This is a genomic window from Pseudomonas nitroreducens (genome assembly GCF_010994165.1).
GTDB lineage: Bacteria > Pseudomonadota > Gammaproteobacteria > Pseudomonadales > Pseudomonadaceae > Pseudomonas > Pseudomonas nitroreducens.
The window spans coordinates 833,268-845,812 of record NZ_WMBX01000001.1; the positions used below are offsets into that span (position 1 = coordinate 833,268).

Here is a 12,545-nt window from a genome sequence, read left to right on the forward strand (position 1 = left end):
TATTCACATCAACGGAGAACTCCGATGGCTGTCGCCCCGGATATGTTATTGACGTCGACGCCTGACACCAGGCCCAAGGCGGCGCTCTCCAAGTCTGCCCAGAATTCGTCGAACAGCAGCAACGACAAGGGTTCCAGCTTCGCCGACGTCTATGCCAAGGAGCAGCGTCCGGCGGCCAGCGAGCGCCCGGACAAGCCCGTCAAGGCGAAGACCGACAAGCCTCGGGACACTGCCGACAAGGGCACCGCGAGCAAGGATTCTGCAGCGCCGGCTGCCGCCGACCAGCCAAAGGTTGCCGAGGACGGCAAGGCCTTGCCGGCCGATGGCGCCAGCAAGGCGCAGGACAGCACGGCAGCCGATACCGAAGCCAAGACCGATGCGACCCTCGACCCGCTGCTGATGCTGGGCATGACCGGGCAACTGCCGGAGCCCGAGGCGCCACCGTTGGTGGTCAGCAGCGGGGCCAGCCAGCTGACGGATGCCAGCAGCGATGGCGACTTGCAGAAGCTCAACGAGATCCCTGGCGTGAGCCTGACCCTGGGGTTGGGTGGCGAGGATCAGGCACCACAGGTTCAGCAGACGCAGCTGGCCGGCCACCTGGCAGCCAAGGCCGACGGCAAGGCGAACGTCGACGCGAAGAACGACCTGTCCGCTGCCCTGGCCGCGCTGAACCCGGATTCGGCCACCAAGGGCGGTGAAGCGAAGCTCGCCGAAGGCGCGCTGAAGGATGCTCCCGACCTGACCCAGCAATTGGCGGATGTGCAGACCGACGCCAAGCCGGAGATGCCGCGCAACGAGACCTTCGCTGCGCGTCTGGAGTCCCTGACCCAGGCGCTGAACACGCCACAGGCCATGACCACTCGCCCGGTGAACCCGCTGGTGCCCGGCCAGGCGGTGTCGATGCAGCAGAATGGCTGGACCGACCAGGTGGTGGACCGGGTGATGTGGATGTCCTCGCAGAACCTCAAGTCCGCCGAGATCCAGATGGACCCGGCCGACCTCGGTCGCCTGGAGGTGCGCATCCACATGACCGCCGACCAGACCCAGGTGAACTTCGTCAGCGCCAACGCCGGCGTGCGTGAAGCGCTGGACAGCCAGCAGCACCGCTTGCGCGAAATGTTCAGCCAGCAGGGCATGGGCCAGCTGGACGTCAACGTCTCGGACCAGTCCGCCCGTGGCTGGCAGCAGCAACAGCAGGGTGATGAGCGCGGCGGTTCGCGGCGCGTGGCCGGTTCCGACAGTGGCGACGACGAGCCGATGATCAGCGGCGTATCGGAGATTCGCCCGGCATCGACGGCGCAGGGCAGGGGATTGGTGGATTACTACGCGTGATTCCTGTGTGGCTTGCGGGGCAGCGCGGCGCGCCTGAGAGCGCCCTCACCCTCTCCCGAGGGGAGAGGGGACTGTCCTGAGGGTTGGGCAGTCCGCAGCCATCCGGCAAGCACCTTCGCTGTTAAAGGTACGGGAGGCCCCCTCTCCCTCTGGGAGAGGGCTGGGGTGAGGGAATTGCCCGAGCAGTGAGTTTCCCTGTTAGTCGCCCCAACGCCTGATCTTCATGGTGCACAGGAAAATTCTTACGCTCCCCGTGACATCCTCCGTCTAGCCTGTAATATCCGCGGCGGCGCCAGTCGAACTGGCACAGCCCTTGCTGATACCCCCTGTATCAGCGCATTGCGCCGGAATAGTGACGGATATTTGGCATGGCCAAGAAAGAACAGCCTCCGCTTCCCGATGGACAAGCGCCCGCCAAGGGCAAGCTGAAACTCATCATCATCATCGTACTGGCCTTTCTGTTGGCGGTCGGTGCCTCGGTGGGCGGCACCTGGTTCTTCCTGCACAAGAGCGCCAAGCCCGAGGAAGCCGAAGCCAAGAGCGCCGAGCACGCGGAGCCGACCAAGAAGCAGGCGGTCTACGAGATTCTCGCGCCGGCCTTCGTGGTCAACTTCAATCAGAACGGTCGCCAGCGCTATCTGCAGGTGGCCGTCGCCCTGATGGGCCGCGACCAGGCGCAGATGGACGCGCTGCGCGAGCAGATGCCGCTGGTGCGCAACCAGCTGGTGATGCTGTTCTCCAGTCAGAATTTCGACACGCTGGTGACGCCGGTGGGCAAGGAAATGCTGCGTCAGCAGGCGACTTCCAGTCTTCAGGAACTGGCGAAGAAGGCGACCGGTCAGTTGACCGTGGAGCAAGTGCTTTTCACCAACTTCGTATTGCAGTAGGTACCCGCCATGGCCATGCAGGATCTACTTTCCCAGGACGAGATCGACGCGCTGTTGCACGGCGTGGACGATGGCCTGGTGGAAACCGAGTCCGACGTCGAGCCGGGGGCGATCAAGTCCTACGACCTGACCAGTCAGGACCGCATCGTCCGGGGCCGCATGCCGACCCTGGAGATGATCAACGAGCGGTTCGCCCGCTACACCCGCATCAGCATGTTCAACCTGCTGCGCCGCTCGGCGGACGTCGCCGTGGGCGGCGTGCAGGTGATGAAATTCGGCGAGTACGTGCATTCGCTGTACGTGCCCACCAGCCTCAACCTGGTGAAGATGAAACCCCTGCGCGGCACCGCGCTGTTCATCCTCGACGCCAAGCTGGTGTTCAAGCTGGTGGACAACTTCTTCGGCGGCGACGGGCGCCACGCCAAGATCGAGGGCCGCGAGTTCACCCCCACCGAGCTGCGCGTGGTGCGGATGGTCATCGAGCAGGCCTTCGTCGATCTCGCCGAAGCCTGGCAAGCGGTGATGCCGATCACCTTCGAGTACGTGAACTCCGAGGTGAACCCGGCGATGGCCAACATCGTCAGCCCCAGCGAAGTGGTGGTGGTCTCCACCTTCCACATCGAACTGGACGGCGGCGGAGGCGACCTGCACATCACTTTGCCGTACGCAATGATCGAGCCGATCCGCGAGATGCTCGACGCCGGCTTCCAGTCCGACGTGGACGACCAGGACGAGCGCTGGATCAACGCCCTGCGCGAGGACATCCTCGACGTCAACGTGCCGCTGGGTGCCACCGTCGTGCGCCGCCAGCTCAAGCTGCGGGACATCCTGCACATGCAGCCGGGTGATGTGATCCCGGTGGAACTGCCCGAGCACATGATCATGCGCGCCAACGGCGTGCCTTCCTTCAAGGTCAAGCTGGGTTCGCACAAGGGCAACCTGGCCTTGCAGATTCTCGATCCGCTCGTGCGCCCGCGCTGAGCGAATCCCAAGAGGACCCACCATGTCAGACGAAGAAAACGTGACTCCCGAAGAACAGGCACTGGCCGACGAATGGGCTGCGGCGCTCTCCGAATCGGGTGACGCCAACCAGGACGACATCGATGCGATGATGGCCGGCGCCGCCGCTCCGGCCGTGCCCGCCGCGCCGCGCGCGCCGATGGAAGAGTTCGGCATGGCGCCCAAGGCGCCGACCATTGCCGGCCTCGAAGGCCCCAACCTGGATGTGATCCTGGATATTCCGGTGACCATTTCCATGGAGGTCGGCCACACCGACATCAGCATCCGCAACCTGCTGCAGCTCAACCAGGGCTCGGTGATCGAACTCGATCGCCTGGCCGGCGAGCCGCTGGACGTGCTGGTCAACGGCACGCTGATCGCCCACGGCGAAGTGGTGGTGGTGAACGAGAAGTTCGGCATCCGCCTCACCGACGTGATCAGCCCCAGCGAACGCATCAAGAAGCTGCGCTGACATGGCCCGCCTGCTCGCGAAACTGTCCGTCCTGCCGCTGGCGGGGCTGTCCCTCCTGGCGATGGCCGACGAGGCCGGCAAGGTTCCGGCATCCAACCCGGCCATTGTCCACGCCAGCTCCACGCCGAGCCTGATCACCGGCAGCGCCGGCGCCCAGCTGATGCAGCTGTTGCTGGGCCTGGTGCTGGTGGTCGGCCTGATCTTCCTGCTCGCCTGGCTGGTGCGCCGCGTGCAGCAGGTGGTGCCGCGCGGCAATCAGTCGATCCGCCTGATTTCCAGCCAGGCGCTCGGCCCGCGCGATCGCCTGGTGCTGGTGCAGGTGGGCGAGGAGCAGGTGCTGCTGGGCCTGACGCCGGGCCGCATTACTGCGCTGCACGTCATGCGCCAGCCGGTGCATGCCGCCGAGACGGAGCCCGCGCAGCCGGAATTCGCCCAGCGCCTGCTGGAATTGCTGAACAAGGACAAGGGCCGCCCGCAGTGACCCGTTCGCCGACTTCTTCCGTGCTGATCGGCGCGCTCAAGCGTTTCGCGCCGCTGCTCCTGGCCCTGCTGGCGCTGGCCGCGCCCCAGGCCTTCGCCGCTGATCCGACGCAGCTGACGGCGATCACCGTGACCACCAACCCGCAGGGGCAGCAGGAGTATTCGGTCAGCCTGCAGATCCTGCTGATCATGACCGCGCTGAGCTTCATCCCGGCGTTCGTCATGCTGATGACCAGCTTTACGCGGATCATCATCGTCTTCTCCATCCTGCGCCAGGCGCTGGGCCTGCAGAGCACGCCGTCGAACCAGGTGCTGATCGGCCTGGCCATGTTCCTGACGCTGTTCGTGATGGCGCCGGTGTTCGACAAGATCAACAGCACCGCGCTGCAGCCCTATCTGAACGAGCAGATCCCGGCACAGGAAGCGATCACCCGCGCCGAGGTGCCGCTCAAGGCCTTCATGCTGGCGCAGACCCGGCAATCGGATCTGGAGCTGTTCGTGCGGCTGTCCAAGCGCACCGACATCGCCAGCGCCGACGCCACGCCCCTAACCATCCTGGTGCCGGCGTTCGTCACTTCGGAGTTGAAGACGGCCTTCCAGATCGGTTTCATGATCTTCATTCCGTTCCTGATCATCGACCTGGTGGTGTCCAGCGTACTGATGGCGATGGGCATGATGATGCTCTCGCCGCTGATCATCTCGTTGCCGTTCAAGATCATGCTGTTCGTCCTGGTGGACGGCTGGGCACTGATCATCGGTACGCTCGCCGGCAGTTTCGGGACGGTCTAGCGATGAACCTCTCTGCTGAACCACAGGAGCAGCCATGACCCCCGAAGTCGCCGTCGACCTGTTCCGTGAAGCGCTCTGGCTGACCGCCGTGATCGTCGGCGTTCTGGTGTTGCCCAGTCTGCTGGTGGGCCTGATCGTGGCGATGTTCCAGGCCGCCACTCAGATCAACGAGCAGACCCTGAGCTTCCTGCCGCGCCTGCTGGTGGTATTGATGACCCTGATCGTGCTGGGGCCCTGGCTGCTGCGGCAGTTGATGGAGTACACCCAGTCGCTGATCACCAGCATCCCGACGCTGATCGGCTGATGCTCGAGCTCAGCAACGCGCAGATCGGCGGCTGGATCGGGGCCTTCCTGTTCCCGCTGTTCCGCATCGCCGCGATGTTGATGGTGATGCCGATCATCGGCACCCAGCTGGTGCCCACCCGCGTGCGCCTCTACCTGTCCGTGGCGATCGCCGTGGCCCTGGTGCCGAACCTGCCGCCGATGCCGCAGGTGGACGCGCTGAGCCTCAAGGCGATGGTCTACATCGCCCAGGAAATCCTCGTCGGCGCCATGCTCGGCTTCGTCCTGCAGTTGATGTTCCATGCCTTCGTCATCTCCGGGCAGATCATCTCCATGCAGATGGGCCTGGGTTTCGCCTCCATGGTCGACCCCACCAACGGCATTTCCGTGCCGGTGCTGGGGCAGTTCTTCACCATGCTGGTGACGCTGCTGTTCCTCTCCATGAACGGCCACCTGGTGGTGTTCGAGGTGCTGGCGGAAAGCTTCAACACGCTGCCGGTGGGCGAGGGGCTGTCGAGCAACCATTTCATCACCGTGGCCGGGAAGCTCGGCTGGGTCCTGGGGGCCGGCCTGATGATCGCCTTGCCGGCGATCACCGCGCTGCTGGTGGTCAACCTCGCGTTCGGCGCCATGACGCGCGCCGCGCCGCAGCTGAATATCTTCTCCATCGGTTTCCCCCTGACCCTGGTCATGGGGTTCGTCATTGTCTGGATTGGCAGTGCCGACATTCTGACTCAGTACCAGGCACTGGCCAGTGAAGGCCTGCGCCTGCTTCGCGAACTCGTGGGGGCCCGCTGATGGCCGAGAACGACAGTAGCGAAGACAAGACAGAGGAACCTACAGAGAAACGGCGCCGCGACGCGCGCGAGAAAGGGCAGCTACCCAGGTCCAAGGAGCTGAACACCCTGGCCGTGCTGCTCGCCGGCGCCGGTGGTCTGCTGATGTTCGGCGCCAGCCTCGCCGATGCGCTGCTGCGCCTGATGCGCGGCAGCTTCGAGTTCGACCGCGCCACGGCGATGAACAGCGAAAGCATGCTCAACCTGCTGATCGCCGGTGCGAAGATCGGCGCCGACGGCGTCTGGCCGATCCTCGCCGTGTTGCTGGTGGCTGCGCTGATCGGGCCGGTGGCCCTGGGCGGCTGGCTGTTTTCCGCCGAGGCGCTGGCGCCCAAGTTCAGCCGGATGAACCCGCTGGCGGGACTCAAGCGCATGTTCTCCTTGCGCTCGCTGACCGAGTTGCTCAAGGCGCTGGCCAAGTTCGTGCTGGTGCTGATCGTGGCGATACTGGTGCTCAAGTCCGACCAGGACGACCTGCTGGCGATGTCCCACGAGCCGCTGGAGCAGGCCATGGTGCACAGCGCCAAGGTCGTGGGCTGGAGCGCCTTCTGGCTGGCCTGCAGCATCATCTTCATCGCCGCCGCGGACGTTCCGTTCCAGCTCTGGGACAACCGCAAGAAGCTGATGATGACCAAGCAGGAGGTCAAGGACGAGTACAAGGACTCCGAGGGCAAGCCGGAGGTCAAGGCCAAGGTCCGCCAGATGCAGCGCGAGATGGCCAACCGACGCATGATGCAGGCGGTGCCCCAGGCCGACGTGGTGATCACCAACCCGACCCACTTCGCCGTGGCCCTGCAGTACGACGCCGAGAAGGGCGGCGCACCGCGCCTGCTGGCCAAGGGCAACGACTTCATGGCCCTGAAGATTCGCGAGATCGCCCAGGAGCACAAGGTCACCGTGCTCGAATCCCCGGCGCTGGCGCGGGCGGTGTACTACTCCACCGAACTCGATCACGAGATTCCCGCCGGCCTCTACCTGGCGGTCGCCCAGGTGCTGGCCTACGTCTACCAGCTCAAGCAGTACCGCGCCGGCAAGGGCAAACGCCCGGGGCCGATGCCGGACCTGCCGATTCCGCCGGATCTGCGCCGCGACGAGTGATGCAGGACCGCGTCCGCTATATCTCGCCCTTCCGACCGCAGTAGCATGGGGGTTCATGGCCGGGGCTGCATGCTCCGGCTGCAAGGATCGCGAAGGGACACTTCGATGCTTCATGGATTCTCCGCCGGCTGGCGCTCGACGCTCTGGTTTCTGCTCTGCCTGTTCTGTTCCCAGTTCGCCTGGGCGGCTCCGGATGCCGAAGGCGGCGTCCTGCTGCCGCTGGGCGAACGCGTGGTCGACGTCACCGGCGCGCTCGACCCCTCCGTCAAGGCCCGCCTGATCGACAAGCTCTCGGCTCTGGAGGAGCGGCGCGGTGCGCAGATCGCCGTGGTGATGCTGCCCTCGGTCGGCAAGATGGGCATCGAGGCGTTTTCCAACAAACTGTTCAACCTGTGGAAGCTCGGTCGCAAGGACATCGACGATGGCGTGCTGGTGGTGGTGGCCAAGGACGACCACCTGATGCGCATCGAGGTGGGCTACGGCCTGGAAGGGACGATTCCCGATGTGCTGGCCGGGCGCATCATCCGCGAGCGCATGGCGCCGGCGTTCCGCGAAGGGGATTACGCCGGCGGTCTCGACGCGGCGGTGGATGCGCTGATCGGACTGATCGACGGCGAACCGCTGGCCGCGCCCGCCCCGTTGCGGGTGCCGCTGGAAGCCTGGCTGCTGCTGGTGGCCTTCGTGGCGGGTGGGATTGGCGGTGTATTGCTGGCCGCCCATCGCCTGCGCTGGCGTGGTGCCCTGACGATCGGCGCCGCAATCGTTGCGCTGGTGGCGGCACTCGCCAGCGGCACCGATGCCCTGGTGACCGTGGCGATTTCGCCGCTCTGCTTGCTGATGGGTGGCGCTACCTTCGGCGCGCTGTGGACGGTTCGCGTGGTTCTCTACGGGGTGCTCGGGCTGATCGTCTACTGCATCCTGCTCGGCTTCCTGACGCCGCGTTTTGGCGGCGTGCTGTGGATTTATGCGCTGGCCGCGCCGGTGGGCCTGCTGTTCGTGCTTGGCCTCTGGTGGCTGGTTATCTCGATGATGCGCGATGCCTGGCGCAAGGGTCGCCAGGGCTTCTACCTGCGCTTGCTGATCCTGGCGGGGCTCTACCTGGTGGTGGCGTTCTTCGCGGACGCACCGGCCGTGCCGCTGAATTGGCTGGCGGTGCTGCCGTTCATGGCGCTCCCCGGGCTGCTGATATTCGGTTCGGGCAAGGGGACTGGCGGGTCCGGCTCGGGCAGCGGCTCGTCCCGTGGCGGTTCCAGCGGTGGCGGGTTCTCCGGCGGTGGCGGGTCGAGCGGCGGCGGCGGGGCGTCCGGCAGCTGGTAGCGCAGCGCCCCGCGGCTTTGCGCGTTGAGCGCATTCAACTAGCATCTCGACACCCATTTGCCAGGAGGCACCGAGCACGCCATGGACAGCACCGTTCGCGACCGCCGCATTGCTGCCGCCATACCCCTTGTCACGCTACCGGTGATCTACGTTTCGCTGTGGTTCATCCCCGTGCTGGTGCTGGGCTATCTGTTGCTGGGGCGCAGGGCTCCGCCGCTGGTCCGCGAAGTGACGCTGCGAGTGCTGGACCTGTACTTGTCCCTGGCGCTGATCTTCGTGGCTGTCGTGTTGTTGATCGGTTCGCTGGGCGTGGTTGCCAACGATGGCGAGATCAAGCTCTGGCCTCAGATCAAGTCCGTGCTGGTGCTTGTGTTCAGTCTGCTGATCACGGGATACGTCCTCGTCAGCTCTGCCTTCAGCGTCGTTCGCGCCTGGCGCGGCCAGTTGCACGATCCGAAGCTGTCCATGGGGATTCTGCAGGCCCTGCGCGGATGGCCGAGGGCGGCTGCCTGATGAGAACCTGGATTCTCGGCTTCCTGTGCCTGTTCCTCCTGTCGGGCGTGCCGCTCACGCAGGCTGTCCAGGCTGATAGGGCTGCGGCCAGCGTAGATGTCGCCGATGCGCTGCAGGAGCAAGCGCCTGCCGCGGTGGCCGTGCCTCGGCTGGCAAGCCCGGTCACCGACCTCACCGGCACGCTGGATAGCGACTGGGTCGCCTCGATGCGTCAGCGCCTGCTGGCGCTGCAGCAGCGCAAGGGCTCGCAGATCGCCATTCTGATGCTACCCAGCACCGGCGAGGACAGCATCGAGCAGTACGCCACCCGCGTCTTCGAGCAATGGCGCCTGGGGCGGCAGGGGGTGGATGATGGCGTGCTGGTGCTGGTGGCCAAGGACGACCGGACTATGCGCATCGAGGTCGGCTATGGGCTGGAAGGCGCGATTCCGGATGTGAGTGCCGCGCGGATCATCCGGGAATACATGGTTCCGTCTTTCCGCGACGGTGACTTCGCCGGCGGCATCCAGCGGGCGGTCGAGGTCCTGGAGCGTCTGATCGATGGCGAGACACTGCCGGAGGAACGCCAGCAGGGCGGCCTGACGCTCGAGGGCTGGCTGCTGCTGATCGGCCTGGGCGCCGGCGCCGTAGCGGGCATTGCCTTGCGCCGGCGCTGGTTCAGCGTTCGCGCCGTGCTGCTTGCGTCCACGTGCCTGGCGCTGCTGCTGGCGTTCAGCTCCGGCCTGGACGCCGCGCCGATGCTGCTCTTCGTCCTGCCGTTCTGCCTGTTCACCGGTGGCGGCATCGGCGCCCTGGCTGCCTCTTCGCGCAAGGCAGCCTGGGTGGTGTGCGGGATCATCGGTTACCTGCTGGCGCTGATGCTGCTCGCCTCGCATTTCGACGGGGGAGACGTCGCGCTCTACGGCCTGGCGGCTCCCATTGGTGGGACCGTCGCGCTGATCTTCCTGTGCCTGCCGTTCTTCCTCGCCTACGGCACCTGGAAGCGCAGTCGTCTGGAATTCTGCATTCGCCTGGCGCTGGCCGGCGGCATCACCGGGTTCGTGGTCTATGCGACGGGAGTTCCGCTGTGGCCCTGGGTGCTTCCCGATTCGCTGGCGCTGATTCCGATGCTGTACGTGCCGATGCTGGTCGCCTTCCTGGCCGGCGGCAGCTCCGGTTCCGGGTCCGGCTCGGATTCAAGCTCCGGCGGCAGCAGTTCGTCGTCCAGCGGCGGCAGCAGTTACTCCGGCGGTGGCGGTTCCAGCGGCGGTGGCGGCGCTTCCGGAAGCTGGTGATCCGGCCGCTCTGAGTCGGGCATTTATCGCGGTTCGAAGAAGTTGGAACGCTTCCTGCAAAACCCTGTGCGGACGCCGGTCTCGGCGTCAAAAGTTTGATCCGGTGGCTGCCTCGGCCACCCACGCGCAGGGGAAATTCGGGTGGATCGTACGCAACTGATCGGCACTGTTCGCAGCAACCTGGTAGGGCTCAGCCGAGGCAACCTCGGCGTGCCGCTGCTGCTGCTGGCGATGCTGGCGATGATGACCCTGCCCATCCCGCCGTTCCTGCTGGATGTGCTGTTCACCTTCAACATCGCGCTGTCCATCGTCGTCCTGCTGGTCAGCGTGTATGCCCTGCGCCCGCTGGATTTCGCCGTCTTCCCGACCATCCTGCTGGTCGCCACCCTGCTGCGCCTGGCGCTGAACGTCGCGTCCACCCGCGTCGTGCTGCTGCACGGCCACGACGGTCACGCGGCCGCCGGCAAGGTGATCCAGGCCTTCGGCGAGGTGGTGATCGGCGGCAACTACGTCGTCGGCATCGTGGTCTTCGCGATCCTCATGATCATCAACTTCGTGGTGGTCACCAAGGGCGCCGGGCGTATCTCCGAGGTGAGTGCGCGTTTCACCCTCGACGCCATGCCCGGCAAGCAGATGGCCATCGATGCCGACCTCAATGCCGGCCTGATCGAGCAGGCGGAAGCCAAGAAGCGCCGCGCCGAAGTGGCCCAGGAAGCCGACTTCTACGGCTCCATGGACGGTGCCAGCAAGTTCGTCCGCGGCGACGCCGTCGCCGGCCTGCTGATCCTGTTCATCAACCTCATCGGTGGCGTGGCCATCGGGGTGATCCAGCACTCGATGAGCTTCGGCGATGCCGGCAAGGTCTACGCCCTGCTGACCATCGGTGACGGTCTGGTGGCGCAGTTGCCCTCGCTGCTGCTGTCCACCGCCGCCGCGATCATGGTGACCCGTGTGTCCAGCTCCGAGGACATGGGGGCCCAGGTCAACCGTCAGATGTTCGCCTCGCCCAAGGCGCTGGCCATCTCTGCCGCCATCCTCATCGCCATGGGCCTGGTGCCCGGCATGCCGCACGTTTCCTTCGTCGGCCTGGGTGGCCTGGCTGCCGGCGGCGCCTGGATGATCTGGAGCCGCCAGCGCAAGGCCAGCCAGAAGGCCGAGCAGGAAGCCCAGACCCAGCAGGAACTGCTGCCCGCCCAGCGCGCCGAGCAGACCAAGGAACTGGGCTGGGATGACGTGACTCCGGTGGACATGGTCGGCCTGGAAGTGGGCTACCGCCTGATTCCGCTGGTGGACCGCAACCAGGGCGGCCAGCTGCTGGCGCGGATCAAGGGCGTACGCAAGAAGCTGTCCCAGGACCTGGGCTTCCTGATGCCGTCGGTGCATATCCGCGACAACCTCGACCTGCTGCCCAACGCCTATCGCCTGACGCTGATGGGTGTCAGCGTGGCCGAAGCCGAGATCTATCCGGATCGCGACCTGGCGATCAACCCCGGCCAGGTGTTCGGCACCCTCAACGGCATCGCCGGCAAGGACCCGGCCTTCGGCCTGGAAGCCGTCTGGATCGAGGCTTCGCAGCGCGACCAGGCGCAGTCCCTGGGCTACACCGTGGTGGATGCCAGCACCGTGGTTGCCACTCACCTGAACCAGGTGCTGCACAAGCATGCCCACGAGCTGCTCGGCCACGAGGAAGTCCAGCAACTGATGCAACTGCTGGCCAAGACCTCGCCCAAGCTCGCCGAGGAGCTGGTGCCGGGGCTGATTTCCCTGTCGACCCTGCTCAAGGTGCTTCAGGCACTGCTGCAGGAGCAGGTGCCGGTACGCGATATCCGCACCATCGCCGAGGCCATCGCCAACGTGGCGGCGAAGAGTCAAGATCCCGCCGCGATGGTGGCGGCGGTTCGCGTCGCGCTGTCCCGCGCAATCGTGCAAACCATTGTGGGACTAGAGCCGGAGCTGCCTGTGATCACTCTGGAACCCAGGTTGGAACAGATATTGCTCAATAGTCTTCAGAAGGCCGGACAGGGCTCCGAAGACGGCATGTTGCTGGAACCCGGAATGGCCGAAAAGCTGCAACGCTCGATGGTTGAAGCGGCGCAGCGTCAGGAGATGCTCGGCAAGCCGGCGATTCTGCTGGTGGCGGGTCCCATCCGCGCGATGATGTCGCGATTCGCCCGGATGGCGGTTCCCACCATGAACGTGCTGGCTTACCAGGAAATCCCGGACAACAAACAAGTCACGATTGTCGCCACTGTTGGGCAGAACTGAT

Annotated in this window: 13 protein-coding genes; all 13 read left to right on the forward strand. The window is 65.6% G+C overall.

Annotated features, from left to right (window positions below; all coding sequences use genetic code 11):
- The first annotated feature begins 24 nt into the window (after positions 1–24).
- The 13 genes from GJV37_RS03960 (at position 25) to flhA (ending at position 12,544) form a co-directional block, all read left to right on the forward strand.
- The gene (locus tag GJV37_RS03960) at positions 25–1,332 is read left to right on the forward strand and encodes a flagellar hook-length control protein FliK (protein ID WP_170858314.1); all 1,308 of its coding nucleotides are present in this window, start codon (positions 25–27) and stop codon (positions 1,330–1,332) included.
- Positions 1,333–1,700: 368 nt separating this feature from the next.
- Complete coding sequence (gene fliL, locus GJV37_RS03965) at positions 1,701–2,219, forward strand: flagellar basal body-associated protein FliL (RefSeq protein WP_024764958.1); 519 nt, start codon at positions 1,701–1,703, stop codon at positions 2,217–2,219.
- A gap of 9 nt (positions 2,220–2,228) precedes the next feature.
- On the forward strand, positions 2,229–3,200 hold the full coding sequence (gene fliM / locus GJV37_RS03970; protein ID WP_024764959.1) for a flagellar motor switch protein FliM: 972 nt from the start codon (positions 2,229–2,231) through the stop codon (positions 3,198–3,200).
- Between the two features lie 22 nt (positions 3,201–3,222).
- On the forward strand, positions 3,223–3,690 hold the full coding sequence (gene fliN, locus GJV37_RS03975; RefSeq protein WP_024764960.1) for a flagellar motor switch protein FliN: 468 nt from the start codon (positions 3,223–3,225) through the stop codon (positions 3,688–3,690).
- A 1-nt stretch (position 3,691) separates the two neighbouring features.
- Entirely contained in the window at positions 3,692–4,171 is a 480-nt protein-coding gene (gene fliO, locus GJV37_RS03980) for a flagellar biosynthetic protein FliO (RefSeq protein ID WP_193452159.1), read from the forward strand.
- Between the two features lie 20 nt (positions 4,172–4,191).
- Positions 4,192–4,959 (forward strand): flagellar type III secretion system pore protein FliP, encoded by a 768-nt coding sequence (gene fliP, locus GJV37_RS03985; RefSeq protein WP_371914056.1) that lies wholly within the window; start codon positions 4,192–4,194, stop codon positions 4,957–4,959.
- A gap of 34 nt (positions 4,960–4,993) precedes the next feature.
- Complete coding sequence (gene fliQ / locus GJV37_RS03990) at positions 4,994–5,263, forward strand: flagellar biosynthesis protein FliQ (protein WP_024764963.1); 270 nt, start codon at positions 4,994–4,996, stop codon at positions 5,261–5,263.
- Positions 5,263–6,039 carry a flagellar biosynthetic protein FliR gene (fliR, locus tag GJV37_RS03995; RefSeq protein ID WP_024764964.1) on the forward strand — a complete coding sequence of 259 codons (777 nt, stop codon included), beginning with the start codon at positions 5,263–5,265 and terminating at the stop codon, positions 6,037–6,039. The genes fliQ and fliR overlap by 1 nt, the downstream gene beginning before the upstream one ends.
- On the forward strand, positions 6,039–7,175 hold the full coding sequence (flhB, locus tag GJV37_RS04000; RefSeq protein ID WP_024764965.1) for a flagellar biosynthesis protein FlhB: 1,137 nt from the start codon (positions 6,039–6,041) through the stop codon (positions 7,173–7,175). The genes fliR and flhB overlap by 1 nt, the downstream gene beginning before the upstream one ends.
- A 105-nt stretch (positions 7,176–7,280) precedes the next feature.
- Positions 7,281–8,492 (forward strand): TPM domain-containing protein, encoded by a 1,212-nt coding sequence (locus GJV37_RS04005; protein ID WP_193452160.1) that lies wholly within the window; start codon positions 7,281–7,283, stop codon positions 8,490–8,492.
- Between the two features lie 81 nt (positions 8,493–8,573).
- Positions 8,574–9,005: a hypothetical protein gene (locus GJV37_RS04010; RefSeq protein ID WP_193452161.1), complete on the forward strand. Its 432-nt coding sequence runs from the start codon at positions 8,574–8,576 to the stop codon at positions 9,003–9,005.
- The gene (locus GJV37_RS04015) at positions 9,005–10,279 is read left to right on the forward strand and encodes a TPM domain-containing protein (RefSeq protein WP_193452162.1); all 1,275 of its coding nucleotides are present in this window, start codon (positions 9,005–9,007) and stop codon (positions 10,277–10,279) included. The genes GJV37_RS04010 and GJV37_RS04015 overlap by 1 nt, the downstream gene beginning before the upstream one ends.
- A gap of 141 nt (positions 10,280–10,420) precedes the next feature.
- The gene (flhA, locus tag GJV37_RS04020) at positions 10,421–12,544 is read left to right on the forward strand and encodes a flagellar biosynthesis protein FlhA (protein WP_084357438.1); all 2,124 of its coding nucleotides are present in this window, start codon (positions 10,421–10,423) and stop codon (positions 12,542–12,544) included.
- The last annotated feature ends 1 nt before the right edge of the window (position 12,545 follow it).

Coding starts and splice junctions, on each gene's coding strand:
- fliM (WP_024764959.1), top strand. CDS start 2,229: ATGGCCATGCAGGATCTACTTTCCCAGGACGAGATCGACGCGCTGTTG.
- GJV37_RS04015 (WP_193452162.1), top strand. CDS start 9,005: ATGAGAACCTGGATTCTCGGCTTCCTGTGCCTGTTCCTCCTGTCGGGC.
- GJV37_RS03960 (WP_170858314.1), top strand. CDS start 25: ATGGCTGTCGCCCCGGATATGTTATTGACGTCGACGCCTGACACCAGG.
- fliL (WP_024764958.1), top strand. CDS start 1,701: ATGGCCAAGAAAGAACAGCCTCCGCTTCCCGATGGACAAGCGCCCGCC.
- GJV37_RS04005 (WP_193452160.1), top strand. CDS start 7,281: ATGCTTCATGGATTCTCCGCCGGCTGGCGCTCGACGCTCTGGTTTCTG.
- fliN (WP_024764960.1), top strand. CDS start 3,223: ATGTCAGACGAAGAAAACGTGACTCCCGAAGAACAGGCACTGGCCGAC.
- fliQ (WP_024764963.1), top strand. CDS start 4,994: ATGACCCCCGAAGTCGCCGTCGACCTGTTCCGTGAAGCGCTCTGGCTG.
- GJV37_RS04010 (WP_193452161.1), top strand. CDS start 8,574: ATGGACAGCACCGTTCGCGACCGCCGCATTGCTGCCGCCATACCCCTT.
- flhB (WP_024764965.1), top strand. CDS start 6,039: ATGGCCGAGAACGACAGTAGCGAAGACAAGACAGAGGAACCTACAGAG.
- fliO (WP_193452159.1), top strand. CDS start 3,692: ATGGCCCGCCTGCTCGCGAAACTGTCCGTCCTGCCGCTGGCGGGGCTG.
- fliR (WP_024764964.1), top strand. CDS start 5,263: ATGCTCGAGCTCAGCAACGCGCAGATCGGCGGCTGGATCGGGGCCTTC.